Origin of the sequence: Sphaerotilus hippei (genome assembly GCF_003201595.1) — a bacterium.
Classification (GTDB): Bacteria; Pseudomonadota; Gammaproteobacteria; order Burkholderiales; family Burkholderiaceae_C; genus Sphaerotilus; species Sphaerotilus hippei.
In genome coordinates, this window is record NZ_QJJS01000017.1 from 36,785 (window position 1) to 53,162 (window position 16,378).

Annotated in this window: 13 protein-coding genes; 2 read left to right on the plus strand and 11 right to left on the minus strand. The window is 71.7% G+C overall.

Annotated features, from left to right (window positions below; genetic code table 11):
• The first annotated feature begins 11 nt into the window (after positions 1–11).
• Positions 12–1,103: a Holliday junction branch migration DNA helicase RuvB gene (gene ruvB / locus C7444_RS15900; protein WP_110401837.1), complete on the plus strand. Its 1,092-nt coding sequence runs from the start codon at positions 12–14 to the stop codon at positions 1,101–1,103.
• 16 nt (positions 1,104–1,119) lie between these two features.
• On the opposite strand, the gene C7444_RS15905 is transcribed toward ruvB, so the two are convergent.
• Genes C7444_RS15905 through C7444_RS15945 form a run of 9 tightly spaced genes read right to left on the minus strand, consistent with a single transcriptional unit; the run spans position 1,120 to position 7,352 of the window.
• Positions 1,120–1,788, minus strand: coding sequence for a histidine phosphatase family protein (locus tag C7444_RS15905; RefSeq protein WP_110401838.1), 669 nt, complete (start codon positions 1,786–1,788; stop codon positions 1,120–1,122).
• A gap of 7 nt (positions 1,789–1,795) precedes the next feature.
• On the minus strand, positions 1,796–2,425 hold the full coding sequence (locus C7444_RS15910; RefSeq protein ID WP_110401839.1) for a YbhB/YbcL family Raf kinase inhibitor-like protein: 630 nt from the start codon (positions 2,423–2,425) through the stop codon (positions 1,796–1,798).
• Positions 2,426–2,466: 41 nt separating this feature from the next.
• Positions 2,467–2,790 carry a DUF1840 domain-containing protein gene (locus C7444_RS15915; RefSeq protein WP_110401840.1) on the minus strand — a complete coding sequence of 108 codons (324 nt, stop codon included), beginning with the start codon at positions 2,788–2,790 and terminating at the stop codon, positions 2,467–2,469.
• 2 nt (positions 2,791–2,792) lie between these two features.
• Entirely contained in the window at positions 2,793–3,548 is a 756-nt protein-coding gene (locus C7444_RS15920; protein WP_245909597.1) for a lysophospholipid acyltransferase family protein, read from the minus strand.
• Positions 3,549–3,563: 15 nt separating this feature from the next.
• On the minus strand, positions 3,564–4,871 hold the full coding sequence (locus C7444_RS15925; RefSeq protein WP_110401841.1) for a dihydroorotase: 1,308 nt from the start codon (positions 4,869–4,871) through the stop codon (positions 3,564–3,566).
• Positions 4,872–4,889: 18 nt separating this feature from the next.
• Entirely contained in the window at positions 4,890–5,852 is a 963-nt protein-coding gene (locus tag C7444_RS15930; protein ID WP_110401842.1) for an aspartate carbamoyltransferase catalytic subunit, read from the minus strand.
• Positions 5,852–6,352 carry a bifunctional pyr operon transcriptional regulator/uracil phosphoribosyltransferase PyrR gene (gene pyrR, locus C7444_RS15935; protein ID WP_110401843.1) on the minus strand — a complete coding sequence of 167 codons (501 nt, stop codon included), beginning with the start codon at positions 6,350–6,352 and terminating at the stop codon, positions 5,852–5,854. Before pyrR ends, C7444_RS15930 begins: the two co-directional genes overlap by 1 nt.
• Positions 6,349–6,774 carry a Holliday junction resolvase RuvX gene (ruvX, locus tag C7444_RS15940; protein WP_110401844.1) on the minus strand — a complete coding sequence of 142 codons (426 nt, stop codon included), beginning with the start codon at positions 6,772–6,774 and terminating at the stop codon, positions 6,349–6,351. The genes pyrR and ruvX overlap by 4 nt, the downstream gene beginning before the upstream one ends.
• The gene (locus tag C7444_RS15945) at positions 6,771–7,352 is read right to left on the minus strand and encodes a YqgE/AlgH family protein (RefSeq protein WP_110401845.1); all 582 of its coding nucleotides are present in this window, start codon (positions 7,350–7,352) and stop codon (positions 6,771–6,773) included. The genes ruvX and C7444_RS15945 overlap by 4 nt, the downstream gene beginning before the upstream one ends.
• 34 nt (positions 7,353–7,386) lie before the next feature.
• Here C7444_RS15945 and C7444_RS15950 point away from each other — a divergent pair, with 34 nt between their 5' ends.
• Entirely contained in the window at positions 7,387–8,877 is a 1,491-nt protein-coding gene (locus C7444_RS15950; RefSeq protein ID WP_110401846.1) for a cryptochrome/photolyase family protein, read from the plus strand.
• Between the two features lie 43 nt (positions 8,878–8,920).
• Here the strand turns inward: C7444_RS15950 and C7444_RS15955 are convergent, their stop codons facing one another.
• On the minus strand, positions 8,921–10,045 hold the full coding sequence (locus C7444_RS15955) for a GGDEF domain-containing protein (protein ID WP_110401847.1): 1,125 nt from the start codon (positions 10,043–10,045) through the stop codon (positions 8,921–8,923).
• Positions 10,042–16,374, minus strand: coding sequence for a hybrid sensor histidine kinase/response regulator (locus C7444_RS15960; RefSeq protein ID WP_110401848.1), 6,333 nt, complete (start codon positions 16,372–16,374; stop codon positions 10,042–10,044). Before C7444_RS15960 ends, C7444_RS15955 begins: the two co-directional genes overlap by 4 nt.
• Positions 16,375–16,378 lie beyond the last annotated feature (4 nt).

A 16,378-nucleotide genomic window follows, 5' to 3' on the forward strand; every position in this document is an offset into this window, starting at 1 on the left:
CATAATCGCGCATGGCCATCCAGACCGACAACCTCGTCGCCGCCCTCCCCGGCCCGTCGTCCCGCCGCGTGGTGAGCGCGGCCCCCGCCACCCCGCAGGAAGAGGCGATGGAGCGTGCGCTGCGCCCCAAGCTGCTCGACGAGTACGTCGGCCAGGCCAAGGCGCGCGAGCAGCTGGAGATCTTCATCGGCGCGGCGCGCAAGCGCAACGAGGCGCTCGACCATGTGCTGCTGTTCGGCCCGCCGGGCCTGGGCAAGACGACGCTGAGCCACATCATCGCCGCCGAACTGGGCGTCAACCTGCGCCAGACCAGCGGCCCGGTGCTCGAGAAGCCCAAGGACCTCGCCGCCATCCTGACCAATCTGGAAGCCAACGACGTCCTGTTCATCGACGAGATCCACCGCCTGTCGCCCGTGGTCGAGGAAATCCTCTACCCGGCGCTGGAGGACTACCAGATCGACATCATGATCGGCGAGGGCCCGGCGGCGCGCTCGATCAAGCTCGACCTGCAGCCCTTCACGCTGGTGGGCGCGACCACGCGCGCGGGCATGCTGACCAATCCGCTGCGTGACCGCTTCGGCATCGTCGCGCGGCTGGAGTTCTACAGCGCCGAGGAGCTCACTCGCATCGTCAGGCGCTCGGCCGGCCTGCTGAACGCCCCCATCGACGACGAAGGGGCGATGGAAGTGGCGCGCCGCTCGCGCGGCACCCCGCGCATCGCCAACCGGCTGCTGCGCCGGGTGCGCGACTACGCCGAAGTCAAGAGCGACGGCCGCATCGTCAAGAAGATCGCCGACCTGGCGCTGACCATGCTCGACGTCGACCCGCGCGGCTTCGACGTGATGGACCGCAAGCTGCTGGAGGCGGTGGTGCACCGCTTCGACGGCGGCCCGGTCGGGCTGGACAACGTGGCCGCGGCGATCGGCGAGGACGCCGGCACGATCGAGGACGTGATCGAGCCCTACCTGATCCAGCAGGGTTTCCTGCAGCGCACGCCGCGCGGGCGCATCGCCACGCTGGCGGCCTACCGGCACCTGGGGGTCACCCCGCCCAAGGGGGGCGGCATTCCTGGACAGGCCGGCGCCGATCTGTTCGACGAGTGAGTCGGGCCGGGTCGGCTCAGCCCGGGTCGCGTCCGCCGTCGCCGGCTTCGTCGAGGGTCGGCTCGGTCTCGAGGTGGGTCGTGTCGCCCCAGGCGACCATCGTGAAGACGCCGTCGGTCCAGAGCAGGCGGTTGATGCTGGCGTTGCCGAGCTGCCAGGTGCGCGGCGCCTCGAGCGCCATGCCGGTGGCGGCGCGGTAGAGGCAGTCCAGCACCCCGCCGTGGGCCACCAGCGCGATGGTCTCGCCCGCATGGGCCTGCGCCAGGCGCGAGGCGGTGTCGACGCAGCGCTGGTGGAACTCGCGCAGCGTCTCCGCGCCGTCCGGGCGGAAATCCGGATCCCGCTGGCGCCAGCGCTGCACGTCGCCGGGGTGGCGGGCGGCGATCTCCTCGACCGTCTGCCCCTGGAAGCAGCCGAACCGGCGCTCGCGCAGCCCCTCGTCCTGCTGCACGGGCAGGCCGGTGCGGCCGGACACCGCCAGCGCGGTGTCGCGGGCACGCTGCAGGTCGGAGGCATAGAGCGCCGCGAGTCGCTCCTCGCCCATCGCCGCGCCCAGGCGGGCGGCCTGCCAGCGCCCCCGGTCGTTGAGCGGGATGTCGAGCTGGCCCTGGAGGCGGGTGTCCACGTTCCAGGCGGTCTCGCCGTGGCGGATCGCGAGGATGCGGGTGGTGCGGCTGTAGGGCATGTGGCGTTCAGCCGCGCAGGCGGGCGTTGAGCGTGTAGGTGCCGGTCAGCGAGGCCTCGGCCAGCACATGGCCGGCGATGGCCGCGCGCACCTCGGGTCCGGTGAAGCTGCCGTCGACCGGGCAGCGCTCGAGGTCGAGCGCGTGCAGGGTGAAGACGTAGTGGTGCAGCAGGCTGTCGTTGAACGGCGGGAACGGCCCGTCGTAGCCGTGGTACGGCCCGCTGCGGTCGGCGTCGCCGGCGAACCAGCCGGTGTAGTCGTTCAGGCCGTGGCGGGCGCCGTGCAGCGTGGCCGGGCCGGGCTTGCCGCGGGCGGTGAAGCCCCGGCTGAACTCGCCTTCGGCCAGGCCACGCAGGCTGGCGGGCAGGTCGACCATCACCCAGTGGAAGAAGTCCACCCGCGGCAGATCGGCCGGCACCTCGCGGTCGGGCTGGTTGACGTCGTCGCCGCGGCTGGGCACGTCGGGGTCGTGGCAGATCAGCACGAAGCTGCGCGTGCCTTCGGGCACGTCCGTCCAGGCCAGCGCCGGGCTGAGGTTGTCGGAGAACGTGACGGTGGTCGACGCGTCGGGCCGGCCGGCCGCGAGGCGCTCGGCGATCGGCTGGCCGTCGGTCAGGCTGGTGCTGGTGAGCTTCATCGGTGGGTCTCCTGGCTTCGAGGTGTCGGGCACCGGGGCGCTCAGACGCCCCAGACGATGTCGCGGTCCGCGCTGCGGGCGCGCTGCATCATGTCGATCAGCGGCCAAGCCCGCTGGCGCAGGGACACTTCCGGCGGCCGGGGCGCCGGACGGCCCTCCTGCGCGGCCAGCGCGGCCGCCTCGCGGACCGCCTGTTCCTCGCCGCGGATCGCGGCCTCGAGCGCCTCGATCAGCCCGGGCATGTGCTCGGGCAGGAAGATGCCCCGGGGCGCCGGCTCGCGGCCCATCAGGCCCAGCAGGCGATCGCCCACGGGAGCGGTCATGATGACGTCGCCAGCGGCCTTGGACTTGAACTTGTAGATCATGGTCAGCGCTTCCGGTCAGGGTGGGACAACACGGCAGCGATGCGCTCCTCGAGGGTCCGCGCCAGGGCTCGCCGCTCCAGGCCGGTGGTCGAGACCACCGGCAGCAGTCGGACATGGACCGTCAGCTCGCGGGCCGTGGCGATCCACCAGAGGCTCTGCAGCAGGCTGGTGTCGCCGATGTAGGCCGCCCGCGGGCTCACCGCGTGACCCGGTTCGGCATAACGCAGCACCAGCGGCTGGACCGGGGTGTTCGTGGTCACCGCGGCCTGCAGCAGGTTCGCGTGGAAAGGCAGCACCGCGGCACCGTCGGAGGTCGTGCCCTCGGGGAACACGGCCACGGTCTGGCCCGATTGCAGCGCGGCGGCCATCTCGTGCACGACCCGCAGCGCATCACGCTTGCTTTCGCGCTCGATGAACAGCGTGCCCGCCGCGCCGATCAGCCAGCCCAGCACCGGCCAGCGCTTCACGTCGGCCTTGGAGACGAAGCGGGCGTGCGGGCAGACCGCATGCACCGCGATGATGTCCAGCCACGACACGTGGTTGGCCACCAGCAGGTGGCCCCCGTCGGGGCAGGCCCCTTCGCTGCCCAGCCGCACGCCCAGGCGCCGCAGCAGCCCCGCCGACCACCAGGTGATCAGGCGGTGGCGGTGGGCCTCCTCGCTGGACGGCCCGAAATGGCGCGCGGCGATCCAGACGCCGTGGAACACGTGCGCGACCACCGCCAGCAGGCGGGCCACGCCATGGGCCGAGCGGATCACCGGCGGCTCCGGGCGTCAGCCACGGTCGTAGGCGACCGTGCCCGCCACCAGCGTCGTGCGCACGCGGCCAGGCAGTGCCATGCCGGTGTCGGCAAAGGCGAACGGGGTGTGCTTGCCCTGGCTGCTGAGCGCGTCGGGCGTGACCGGCCAGGTGCTCTTCGGGTCGAAGACGCAGAGGTCGGCCACCCCGCCTTCGACCAGGCGGCCGGCGCTGGAGGACAGCGAACCCAGCGCATCCCCGAGCACGCGCACCGGGTCGCAGGTCACGCGGGCCAGCGTCGGCGCCAGCGCCAGGCCCTGGTCGGCGCCCCACTTCAGCGCCAGGCTCAGCAGCAGCTCCAGCCCGGTGGCCCCCGGCTCGGCCTCGGCGAAGGGCAGCGTCTTGGCGTCGCCCTCGACCGGCGTGTGGTCGGAGACCAGCGCGTCGATGGTGCCGTCGGCCAGGCCGGCACGCAGCGCGTCGCGGTCACGGCCCTGGCGCAGCGGCGGGGTCACGCGCATCGACGAGTTGAAGTAGCCGATGTCGACATCGGTGAGGTGCAACGAGTTGATGCTCACGTCGGCGGTGACCGCCAGGCCTTCGGCCTTGGCACGGCGCACCAGCTCGACCCCGGCCGCACTCGACAGGCGGCACAGGTGGATGCGCGCCCCGGTGATGCGCATCAGCTCGAAGATGGTGTGCAGCGCGATGGTCTCGGCCGCCACCGGCACGCCCGACAGGCCCATGCGCGTGGCCATGCCCCCGCTGGCGGCGACCCCCTTGCCGAGCCAGTAGTCCTGCGGCCGCAGCCAGACGGTGTAGCCGTGGGTCGAGGCGTACTGCATCGCCCGCTGCAGCACCTGGGTGTCGCGGATGGCGACCTCGGCCTGCGAGAAGCCGACGCAGCCGGATTCGGTCAGCTCGACCATCTCGGTCAGCGTCTCGCCCTTCAGGCCGCGGGTCAGCGCGCCCAGCGGAAACAGCCGGCACAGGCTGAGCTTGCGGGCGCGGAACTTCAGCATCTCGACCAGGCCGGGCTCGTCGAGCGCCGGATCGGTGTCGGGCGGGCAGACCAGGCTGGTCACGCCACCGGCGGCCGCGGCGTTGAGCTCGCTCTCGAGCATGCCCTTCTGCTCGGCGCCCGGCTCGCGCAGCCGCGCGGCCAGGTCGACCAGGCCGGGCGCGACCACGCAGCCGCTGGCGTCGATGGTGCGGGCGGCCGGGAAGTCGGCCGGCACGCTGCCCAGGCCCACGATGCGACCGGCGGCGATCGCCACGTCGGCCTGCTCGTCTCGGCCGGAGGCCGGGTCGATCACCCGGCCGTTCTTGATCAGGATCTTCATGGTCTGTCTCTCTCCGCCTCAGGCTTCGTTGCCCGCGATGATGGACATCACCGCCATGCGCACCGCGATGCCGAAGGTCACCTGCGGCAGGATCACGCTGTGCCGGCCGTCGGCGACGGACGAATCGATCTCGACGCCGCGGTTGATCGGGCCCGGGTGCATGACGATGCAGTCGGGCGCGGCCAGCGCCAGCTTGGCTTCGGTCAGGCCGTAGCTCTTGAAGTACTCGCCGGCGCTGGGCAGCATCGCCCCGGCCATGCGTTCGTTCTGCAGGCGCAGCATGATGATCACGTCGGCATCGCGGATGCCTTCGGCCATGTCGTGGCAGACGCGCACGCCCATCTCGCGCAGATCGCCGGGCACCAGCGTCTTGGGGCCGACCGCCCGGATCTCGGGCACGCCCAGCGTGGTCAGCGCGTGGATGTCCGAACGCGCCACGCGCGAGTGCACGATGTCGCCGACGATGGCCACCCGCAGCTTGGTGAAGTCCTTCTTGTAGTGCCGGATCGTGTACATGTCCAGCAGGCCCTGCGTCGGGTGCGCATGGCGGCCGTCACCGGCATTGACCACGTGCACATGCGGCGCGCAGTGCTGGGCGATCAGGTAGGGCGCGCCCGACTCGCTGTGGCGCACGACGAACATGTCGGCATGCATCGCCGACAGGTTGGCGATGGTGTCGAGCAGGCTCTCGCCCTTGCTGGCGCTGGACTTGGCGATGTCGAGGTTCAGCACGTCGGCGCTCAGGCGCTTGGCGGCGATCTCGAAGGTGGTGCGGGTGCGGGTGCTGTTCTCGAAGAACAGGTTGAACACGCTCTTGCCGCGCAGCAGCGGGACCTTCTTGACCTCACGCTCGTTGACCGCGAGGAAGGTGCTGGCGGTGTCCAGGATGTGGTGCAGCACCGCACGCGGCAGGCCTTCGATGGACAGCAGGTGGATCAGCTCGCCATGGCTGTTGAGCTGGGGATTGCGGCGTGACAGCATCAGCTCGCCTCCTCGACGGAAAAACGGAAACGGCCGCCTTCGTCCCGGGCCAGGGAAAGCTGCTGCGCCCCCGGCAGGGTGATGCGCGCGGCAGCGAAGGCGGGCTGGATGGGCAGCTGGCGCCCGCCACGGTCGACCAGCACCGCCAGCGTGACCGAGGCCGGGCGACCGAAGTCGAACAGCTCGTTGATCACGGCGCGGGTGGTGCGCCCGGTGTAGAGCACGTCGTCGATCAGGATGATCGGACGCCCGTCGACCGAAAAAGGCAGGTGGGTGGCGTCGGCGGTGGAGCCCAGGCCGCGCGAGCCGAAATCGTCGCGGTGCATGGTGCTCGAGATGACCCCGTGCGGCGTCGCCAGGCCCAGGTCACGCTGCAGCCGTTCGGCCAGCCAGGCGCCACCGGACCACACGCCCACCAGCACGGCATCGGGCATGAGCAGGCTGCGCACGCCGGCCAGCAGCTCGCTGTAGAGCGCCTCGGCGTCGAGTTGCAGACTCATCGGGTCTCCTTCAGGTCTTGTTCGTGGAAGTACTGTTCGAGCAGCAGGGCCGCCGCCGCCGCATCGGCGTCACGCGCCCCGGCCGACAGGACCTCGGTCGTGCTGTAGCGCTCGTCCACCTCGTGGACCGGCAGCCGGAAGCGGCCGTGCAGCTGGCGCCCGAAGCGGCGCGCCAGGCGGGTGTTCTCGTGTTCGGCACCGTCCGGGTGGAAGGGCACGCCGATCACCAGCGCGTCGGGCTGCCACTCGCGGATCAGCGCGGCGATGCGGTCGAAACGGGCGTCGCCTTCGGCGGCCACGGTCGTCAGTGGCGTGGCGCTGCGCAGCAGCCGGTTGCCCGAGGCCACCCCGGTGCGTTTGCGGCCAAAGTCGAAGGCAAGAAAGGTCTGGGCGGGGCGCGGGGTCTGCGGAGCCGACGTCATGCGTGCCCGGCCTCCTGGGACAGCATGCCCGGATCGATGCCGAGCAGCGCCAGGGCGCGCCGGTAGCGGTCCTCGACCGGGGTGTCGAAGATCACCCCCGGATCGGCGGCCACCGTCAGCCAGCCGTTGCGGGCCAGTTCGTCCTCGAGCTGGCCGGCGCCCCAGCCGGAATAACCCAGCGTGATCAGCACCCGCCGGGGGCCGGCACCACCGGCAAGAGCCTCCAGCACGTCCCGGCTGGTGGTCATCTCCAGGCCATCGGGCACGGTCAGCGTGGAGCTGAAGCTCGCGCCATCGTCGGAGACCCGGTCGTGCAGCACAAAACCACGTTCGGTGTGCACCGGGCCGCCGTAGTAGACCGGCAGGCCGATCAGGTCCTCGCGCTCGAGTGACAGCTCGACCTTCTCGAACAGGTTGGCCAGCGTGATGTCGATGGGCCGGTTGATGACCAGCCCCAGAGCGCCGCGCTCGTTGTGCTCGCAGAGGTAGACGACGGCGCCGGAGAACGAGTCGTCCGCCATGCCGGGCATGGCAATCAGGAACTGGTTGGTGAGATTGATGCTTCCTGCCTCGGCCATGGCGGGAATTGTAGCCATCACGCACACTGGCGCCATGCCCATCCGCACGACAACCGCACTCGATCCGGTCGACGCCGCCCTCGTCTGGTTCCGCCGCGACCTGCGCCTGCACGACCATGCAGCGCTCTACCACGCCCTGCGGCACGCCCGCCGGGTCTGGTGCGTCTTCATCTTCGACACCACCATCCTCGACGGCCTGCCCCCGGCCGACCGGCGCGTGGAGTTCATCCACGCCAGCGTGGCCGAACTCGACCGCCAGTTGCGCGCGCGGGGCGGCGGCCTGCTGGTGCGCCACGGCGACCCGCGCACCGAGATCCCCGCGCTGGCCAGCGCACTGCGGGTGCAGGCCGTGCATGCCGGACGCGACCACGAGCCGGCCGCCGTGGCGCGCGACGCCCAGGTGCTCGGCCACCTCGCCGACCTGGGCATCCTGATGCACACGCACAAGGACCAGGTGGTCTTCGAGGCCAGCGAGGTGATGACGGCCAACGACACCCCCTACGGCGTGTTCACGCCCTACAAGAACGCCTGGCTGCGCCGGCTGACGCCCTTCTACCTGCGCGCCTACCCGGTCGAGCGCCATGCCGCCGCGCTGGCGGCCCCGCCCGCGGCGCTGGACCGCGGCGTGCCGAGCCTGAACGACCTGGACTTCCTGCCCACCGGCATGGCGCCACGGCTGCACCCGGGCGAAAGCGGCGGCGAACACCTGCTGCTCGACTTCCTCGAGCGCATCGACCACTACGACCAGACGCGGGACTTCCCGGCCGTCAAGGGGCCGAGCTACCTGAGCGTGCACCTGCGCTTCGGCACGGTCAGCATCCGCCAGCTGGCGCGGCTCGCCCACGAACGCATGCAGGGGGGCTCGCGCGGGGCGGAGGTGTGGCTGTCGGAGCTGATCTGGCGCGACTTCTACCACCAGGTGCTGCACCACCATCCCCGCATCGTCGACCATTCCTTCCGGCCGGAGTACGACGCCATCCGCTGGGCCCACGGCAAGCAGGCCGACGCACTCTTCGCCGCCTGGTGCGAAGGCCGCACCGGCTACCCGCTGGTCGACGCGGCGATGCACCAGCTCAACCAGACCGGCTACATGCACAACCGGCTGCGCATGGTGGTGGCCAGCTTCCTGACCAAGGACCTGGGCATCGACTGGCGCCGCGGCGAGCGCTACTTCGCGCTGCAGCTCAACGACTACGACCTGGCCGCCAACAACGGCGGCTGGCAGTGGGCCGCGTCGACCGGCTGCGACGCCCAGCCCTACTTCCGCATCTTCAATCCGGTCAGCCAGAGCGAGAAGTTCGACGCGGGCGGCAAGTTCATCCGCCGCTACCTGCCGCAGCTGGCCGGCCTGAGCGATCGCTCCATCCACGCCCCCTGGCAGGCCTCACCGCTGGAACTGGTCGCCGCCGGCATCGTGCTGGGGCGGGACTATCCACACCCGGTGGTCGACCACGCCCAGGCGCGCGAGGCGACGCTGGAGCGCTTCGCGGTGGTCAAGTCCAAGGCGATCGCGCGTCCGGCCTGAGCCGCGCTCCGGCCCCGAGCCGGGACCGGGGCCGGTCCGGGCGTCAGAACAGCTCGACGTCGCCGCAGCTGCCTTCGTCGGTGAGCTGGCCGGCGGCCACCAGCACGCTGTGCGAGCAGACCTGGTTGCGACCGTTTTCCTTGCCGTGGTAGACCGCCCGGTCGGCACGCTCGAACGCCGCCTGCGGCGTGTCGCCCGGGCGCACGTCGCTGAAGCCGATGCTGGCGGTGACCCGGCCCACGCGCGGGAACGCAAAGGCCTCCAGCGTCGAGCGCAGGCGCTCGAAGGCGGCATGGGCCGCGGTCTCGTCGGGCGCGGCCAGCAGCACGACGAACTCCTCGCCACCGAAGCGATAGAGGCGGTCGTCGTAGCGGAAGGTGTTGCGCATGATGCGTGCCACCAGCACCAGCACCTCGTCGCCGATCAGGTGACCGTAGCTGTCGTTGACCCGCTTGAAGAAGTCGATGTCGATCACGCCGAGCCAGTGGCGGCGGATGCTGGCGTGCCGGCGGCTCTCGCTGTCCTCGTCGTCCGACATCTCGGAGCCGGGGCCGTAGAGCCGGGTGGCCTCCAGCACCGTCGCCTTGAGGAAGGTCTCGTCGAAGCTCTTGCGGTTGAGCAGGCCCGTCAGCGTGTCGCGCTCGCTGTAGTCGAGCAGGCTGAGGAAGTTGCGGTGGATCTTGAGCACGGCCTGCGCCATGCGCACGCGCACCACGTCGAGCTCGGAGGGCAGCACCAGCTCGACGACCCCCTCGACCTCCCGCTCGCTGGCCATCGGCAGCAGCACATGACAGCCGTCGGACAGGGTGCGGTGCACCACCCGGACCTGGGTGTAGCACTCAGCATGGTCGGGCATGGCCTGCAGCAGCAGCAGGTCCTGGCGCGGCATCGACACGTCGAGCTCGGCCACCAGGTCCCCCCGGCGCTGAGCCCCCGAGCGCAGCCAGCGCTGCTCATTGCCCGGCTCGCCCAGCACCCGCCACAGCACCACCGAGACCACCGGCAGCAGATCGATGAAGGCCGACAGCAGCGTCGCGTCGACCATCTCGCGGTCGCGCGACCGGGTCATGTCGGCGACATGCTCGAGCGGCTGCACCGCCGTCGGCTCGGACAGAGACAGCCGTTCGGCCGGGAGGGAATGCCGGGGCAGCGCCTCGTGCTGGCTCATCGGGGCGCCCCGGCGTATTGCTGGATCAGGGCCAGCAGCTCGTCTTCGCTGTAGGGCTTGCCGAGGTAGTGGTTGGCGCCCAGTTCGATGGCGATGTCCCGGTGCTTCTGCGCGATGCGCGAGGTGATCATCACCACCGGCAGCGCCGCCGCCGAATGGTCGGCGCGGATGTTGCGCAGCAGGTCGAACCCGTCCATGCGGGGCATCTCGATGTCCGACAGCACGACGGCCGGTCGCTCGGTGGACAGCAGGTCGAGCGCCTCCAGTCCGTCCTTGGCCAGCGTGACCCGATAACCCTCGCGCTCCAGCAGGCGGCGGGTGATGCGGCGCACCGTCAGGGAGTCGTCGACCACCATCACCAGCGGGGCGGGACGGGACGACTCCTGCACCACCGGCTCGGTCGGCTCGACCTGCGCGAGCTGCATCAGCCGGCGGGCGGGCTCGTCGTAGACGGTGGCCAGCGCCAGCGGGTTGTAGATCAGCGCGACCGAGCCGGAGGCCAGCAGCGTCATGCCGGCCAGGCAGCTGACCCGCGAGAGCTGCGGCCCCAGGTTCTTGACCACCACTTCATGGCTGCCCTGCACCTCGTCGACATGCAGCGCCACCCGGTGCTGGGCCGAACGCACCACCACCACCGCGACGGTGCGGCTCACCTCGAGGCTGCGGCCGCTGGCGTCCATCAGCGCGCCCAGCCAGTAGAACGGCAGCTTCAGGCCGCCGTAGGAATAGCTGCCGCTGGCATAACAGGCGCCGATGCCCGACGAGGGCACCCGCTGCACCAGCTCCACCAGATTGGACGGCACCGCGATCGACCGACCGCCCGCGCGCAGCATCACGACCTGCGTGACGACCGTGGTCAGCGGCATCACCAGCTTGACGCGGGTGCCCCGGCCCGGGTTGGTGCGGGTCTCGACCCGCCCGCCCAGCGCCTGCACGTCCGAGCGCACGACGTCCATGCCGACCCCTCGGCCGGCCAGCTCGGTCACCACGTGCACCGTCGACAGGCCCGGCGCGTAGATCAGCTGGGCCAGGTCCTTGTCGCTGATCTTCGCGTCGGCGGTGATCAGGCCCATGTCGACCGCCCGCTCGCGCACGCGGGCCAGGTCCAGGCCGGCACCGTCGTCACGCACCTCGACGCTGACCTCGTTGCCCTCCTGCTCGAGCGTGATGGTGATGCTGCCGGTCGGATCCTTGCCCTGGGCCTGGCGCACCGCGGCGGCCTCGATGCCATGGGTCACGCAATTGCGCAGCAGGTGCTCGAAGGCCGCGGTCATGCGGTCCAGCACCCCGCGGTCGACCTCGATCGAGCCGCCGACGATGTCGAAGCGCACCTGCTTGCCGGTCTCCTTGGCCGCCTGGCGCACCACGCGGTAGAGGCGCTCGGACAGGCTCTCGAACTCGATCATGCGCGTGCGCAGCAGGTCGCTCTGCAGCTCGCGGGTCAGGCGCGCCTGCACCGCCAGCTCGTCCTCGGCGGTCTGCAGCGTGCGGTGCAGCGTGCTGCGCACGGTGGCCACGTCGTTGACCGACTCGGCCATCATGCGGGTCAGTTCCTGCAGACGGGTGTAGCGGTCGAGCTCGAGCGGATCGAACTCCTGCGCCGCCGCCCGGGCCGCCTCGCGGCGCGACTCGAGCTGCGTCTCCGCCTGCAGCGCCACGTCGTGCAACTGCTGGTTGAGGCGCTCGAGGTTGTCGGTCAGGTCGACCAGCGACCCGCGGATCTGGCCGATCTCGGACTCCAGGCGCGAGCGGGTGATGCTCACCTCGCCGGCCAGGTTCACCAGGCGATCGAGCAGGGCCGCACGCACGCGCACCGGCTGCGGCGTGATCGGCGCCCGGTCGGGCGGCGCCTTGCTGCCGGTGGGGCCGCCGCTGGACAGGAAACGGGCCCAGTCGACCGTCGCGCCGGCATCGTCGGTCGGCGCCGGAGCCGCCGGCCGGGGCTCGGCGGCCTCGGGCTCGAGCGACAGCAGCGGCCCGCGGTCGGTGTCGTCGGGCAGCGGATCGGGCTGCTCGGCCCCGTCGGCGTCGAAGGAGACCAGCGGGAGCGGACGGGTGTTCCACGCGCCCAGCGCGCTGGACGGGGACAGCAGTCCGAACTGGGTCGTCGAGGGGGCATCGCTGCGGTGCGCCTGGCACAGCCGCTCGAACCCGGCCGACAGCGCATCGCTGCGCTGCTGCAGCCGCTCCAGGCCGGCCACCAGCACCGCCCCGGCATCGGCCGGCGCGGCCGCCGCCTCGGCCTGCAGGCGCTCGATCGCCGACTCGAAACGATGGGCCATCTCGCCCAGCCGCATCGCCCCGGCCAGACGGGCGCCGCCCTTGAAGGTGTGCAGCGTGCGCATGCAGGCGGTCGCACCGGCCGGATCGGTCGGTGCCGCGCGCCAGGCCTGGATCTGCTCACCCAGCAGCGGCAGCAGCTCCTCGGCCTCTTCCTCGAAGATCGGGAACAGGTCGTCGTCGACCTGGTCACGCTGCTCGATGTCCGCGTCCGCGTCGAGCAGCGCCGGATGGTCGTCGTCGGCACGGGACTGCATCGCCGAGGCCAGCACGGAGGCGGCTGCGCCCCCTTCGGCACGCGGCTGGTGCAGCGGATCGGCCTCGGGCAGATCGGCGAAGCCGGAGACGAGATGAGCGTCGATCTCCTCCACCACGTCGGGCAGGTCGTCCGGCAGTTCATCCGGCCCATCGCCGGGCAACCCGTCCGGCGACTCGACCAGGGCCGCCTCGTCCACGTGCAGCAGGCGCTGCATGGCCGCGCCACGCCAGTCGTCCAGCCGATCCAGCAGCGAGGCCTCGGGGCTGCGCAGGAAACCGGCGGCGAACTGGTGCAGCAGCCGGCGGATCTCGTCACCGACCTCGACGAACAGCTCGGCATCGGCCGGCTCGCCGTGCCCGATGCGGTCGGACATCAGCAGCGCCTCCTCGAGGCCGCGCGCCAGCATCGACAGGTCGTGGAACCCGACGGTCGCCGAGTTGCCGGCCAGCGAATGGGCCAGGGCCATCGGCTGCTCGCCGACCGGCCGGTGCAGCTCCAGGCCCCACTCGGCCAGCTCCGTGCTCAGGCGCCGCGACAGCTCGTCGGCCTCGTTGAGGTAGATGTTGAACAGCGGGATGGCCAGGCGCAGCGGGCCGATGACCTTGACCAGCTCCTCGTCGGGCACCACCGCCGCCATCTCGTCGAGCAGCACCGGCTCGGGCGTGGACGCCCGGAAGGCATCGAGCTGGATGACCTCGGCCGTGGGCAGCAGGTCCTCGCCCGGCAGGGCCCCGGACTCGCTCTCCGGTCCGGATTCGGATTCGGATTCGGATTCGGATTCGGATTCGGATTCGGATTCGGGCTCGGGCTCGGGCTCGGGCTCGGGCTCGGGCTCGGGCTCGGGCTCGGGCTCGGGCTCGGGCTCGACGGATTCTGGCGCCGACACATCGAACGACAAGGCGGGCTCGTCGGCCAGCGACAGGTCCACGTCGTCGGCCACGGTCGAGCCGGTCGGCTCGACCTCGGGCGTCCAGGACGGGGCGGCGGACACCTCGATCGGCAGGTCCACGGCCTCGACCGCCGCCTCGAGCTCGACCTCGGCGGGACGGCCGGGCGGCAGCTCGAGCAGCAGGTCGATCAGGTGGGCGTCGCCGTCGGCGCCGGCGAGGACCGGCTCCGGCGCGCCCCAGATGGAGGCCAGCTCGACGGGCCGGGTGGCCTGCAGGGCCTCGAAGATCGGCGCGGCCTGGGCCTCGTTGAACACCTCGAGGTCGACCTCGTCGACCTCGACGCCGGGCAGCTCGATGACCGCCTCGGGCGCGGGCTCGCCGGAGGACATCGGCATCGGGATGCGCATGAGCTCGCCGGCCAGGCGCAGCGTGTCGGCCGCGGCGATGACCGGCTCGGCAGCGAACATCGTGTCGTCGCGCCGGGCCACCGCATCGGTCCAGGCCTGCAGGAAGTCGAAGGCGTCGGCGGTGACGGTCAGCAGGTCGTGGCTGGCCGGCCTCTGCTCGGCCATCCAGTGGTTGTAGAGCTGCTCGCAGGCCCAGGCGGCATCCCCGAACGCCGTCAGCCCGACCATGCGCGAGCTGCCCTTGAGCGTGTGGAAGGCACGACGGACCCGCGTGAGCTCGTTGAGGTCCGCGGGCATCTTCAGCAGGGCCGCACAGGCTTCGCGCGCCTGCTGCAGCACCTCGGCCGACTCCTCGAGGAACACCTCGCGCATCTCGTGGTCGTCCTCGAGACCGGTCGCCGCCTCGGGCTCGGACTGCAGCGACATCGGCCGGGAGATCAGCGGGGGCGTCAGCGGATCGAGCCCCATCGGGCCGGTGGCGGTGGCGACGAAGTCGTCCATCGCCCGGGCGATGTGCTCACGCACCGCACCCAGCGTGCCGGGACCGGCACCGGCCTCGGCCGCCTGCTCCAGGGCCGCGCGGGCGGTGGACACGCTGGCGGCCAGGTCGGGCTTGTCGCTGACCTCGCTGCGGCGGGCCAGCTCCTGCAGGCGCTCGGACACCTCGCCCAGCCCGAGCTCGTCGCGGCGCATGGCCTCGGCCAGCGACTGGGCGTGGTCGATGACCTCGGTGGCCGAGGCGCTGCGGCCCATCACCGGCGCGAGCACGCCGTTGGCCTCGTCGAAGCGGAACAGCGACTTGGCCAGCGCCGGCTGCACGCCGAGCATGTCGATCAGGAAACCCAGCGCACCGAGGTTGGCGGCCAGGCGCTGGAACACCACCCAGGCCTCCGGACCGCCCGGATCCAGGTCGTGGTGCAGCAGGATGTCGGTGTGCTCGCGCATCTGGATGACCGCCTGGGTCGCCGACGGCACGTCCAGCACCGACAGCACCCCGCGCATCGAACCCAGCAAGCCGGGCACCGCCGCCAGCAGCCCGCTTTCGCTCGGGCTGCGGAAATACTGGTCGATCTGGCGCTCGACCTCGTGCAGCGACGAGCGCAGTTCCTGCACCACGCTGCCCATGGTCTGGCGGTCCGACACGCGCCGGTAGAGCTCCTCCATCCAGGGCTCGAGCGGCTGGGCGGGCTGTCCGGCCACCACCGCGTCGATGCGGGCGGCCAGCAGCGCGGACCGGTCCGGCTGGTCGGGCTGGTCCAGCTCGCCATCGTCGAGCGCGGCATCGAGGTAGAGCAGGCTGGTCGCCACCTCCATGGCCACCGGCAGGTGCGGGCGTCCGCCCGCCTGCTGCGTGCGGCGGGCGGCCGTCAGCAGCGCCTCGCCGAGCAGATGACCGTCGACCGACAGCTGCTGCAGCGCATCGCCCACCAGGGTGAACGCCTCGACCAGCATGCCCTGGCGATGGCCGTCGCCCGAAGCGGCGCCGTTCCAGACCTCCTTGGCGGAGGCCACCCGCTTGCGGGCCTGGATCAGCAGGGACGGATCGTGGCGGCCGTAGACGGGCTCGTTGTACTCGGGCTGGCCCTCGTCCTCGAGGGCGTAGGCCTGGTGCACCGCGCGCAGCGCCGGGGCGACCACGTCCTGCCCGGGCCAGGCCCGGGCGCAATGGAACAGCAGGTCGTGGGCCAGGCGATCGGAGATCTCCGCATCCCCCTTGACCCGGCTGCGCAGCTGGGACATCACCCGCGAGCCGGTGCGCTTGACGTACAGGTCCACCGGCCAGAGGTTCAGGCCCCAGGCCTCGTAGAAGCCGGCGGCCAGGCGCCACAGCGTGGTCTCCTGGCGGGCGCCCACGCTGGCCGCACCGGCGGCCAGCTGGCGGGCATCGGCGGCCAGCGCCCGGCCCGCGGCCGCGGCCTGGCCCCGCACCAGGCCCAGCAGCCGCTTCTCGAATTCACCCTGCATGCGGGCATCGGGACGGGCCGCGGGCTCGCCGGGGCCTTCGATGTCACGCCAGCGCCAGTCGTGCAGCCACAGGTCGGCCGGGTGCACACGCTCGGCGCTGACCCCCTCGAGCAGCGGCCGCATCTGCGCGAACAGCGATACCGCCGCCACGGGCTTGCCCGCGAGGCGGCGCCCCAGGTAGTCGAGCAGCGCGAAGGAGGCCCGCTCGATGGCCTCGACGCCGGCGGCGTCGAGCTTGCTCGGCTTGGCGACATAACGCTGGATCAGCGCTTCGGCCGCACGCAGCAGCATCGCCCCTTCGGGCACGTTGACCAGCTCGAGCGCACCGACGCCCTGGTGCACCTGCTGGCGCGCCTGGCGCAGGATGGTCGGCTCGACGTCGTCGATGTCGGACTGGCGGGTCGACTCGACCTCGCGCAGATAGCGCCTCAGCGCCTTGTGTGCTGTCTCCAGCGTGCGACGCAGTTCCTCATGCACCCAGGACAGGGTGCTGACATCGTCGGTCACGGCTTCGCTGTGCGGGTCCATCGGC

Bases quoted from the DNA above. Each gene is read 5' to 3' on its own strand.
- ruvB (WP_110401837.1), top strand. From the start codon at position 12: ATGGCCATCCAGACCGACAACCTCGTCGCCGCCCTCCCCGGCCCGTCG.
- C7444_RS15905 (WP_110401838.1), bottom strand. From the start codon at position 1,788: ATGCCCTACAGCCGCACCACCCGCATCCTCGCGATCCGCCACGGCGAG.
- C7444_RS15910 (WP_110401839.1), bottom strand. From the start codon at position 2,425: ATGAAGCTCACCAGCACCAGCCTGACCGACGGCCAGCCGATCGCCGAG.
- C7444_RS15915 (WP_110401840.1), bottom strand. From the start codon at position 2,790: ATGATCTACAAGTTCAAGTCCAAGGCCGCTGGCGACGTCATCATGACC.
- C7444_RS15925 (WP_110401841.1), bottom strand. From the start codon at position 4,871: ATGAAGATCCTGATCAAGAACGGCCGGGTGATCGACCCGGCCTCCGGC.
- C7444_RS15930 (WP_110401842.1), bottom strand. From the start codon at position 5,852: ATGCTGTCACGCCGCAATCCCCAGCTCAACAGCCATGGCGAGCTGATC.
- pyrR (WP_110401843.1), bottom strand. From the start codon at position 6,352: ATGAGTCTGCAACTCGACGCCGAGGCGCTCTACAGCGAGCTGCTGGCC.
- ruvX (WP_110401844.1), bottom strand. From the start codon at position 6,774: ATGACGTCGGCTCCGCAGACCCCGCGCCCCGCCCAGACCTTTCTTGCC.
- C7444_RS15945 (WP_110401845.1), bottom strand. From the start codon at position 7,352: ATGGCCGAGGCAGGAAGCATCAATCTCACCAACCAGTTCCTGATTGCC.
- C7444_RS15950 (WP_110401846.1), top strand. From the start codon at position 7,387: ATGCCCATCCGCACGACAACCGCACTCGATCCGGTCGACGCCGCCCTC.
- C7444_RS15955 (WP_110401847.1), bottom strand. From the start codon at position 10,045: ATGAGCCAGCACGAGGCGCTGCCCCGGCATTCCCTCCCGGCCGAACGG.
- C7444_RS15960 (WP_110401848.1), bottom strand. From the start codon at position 16,374: ATGGACCCGCACAGCGAAGCCGTGACCGACGATGTCAGCACCCTGTCC.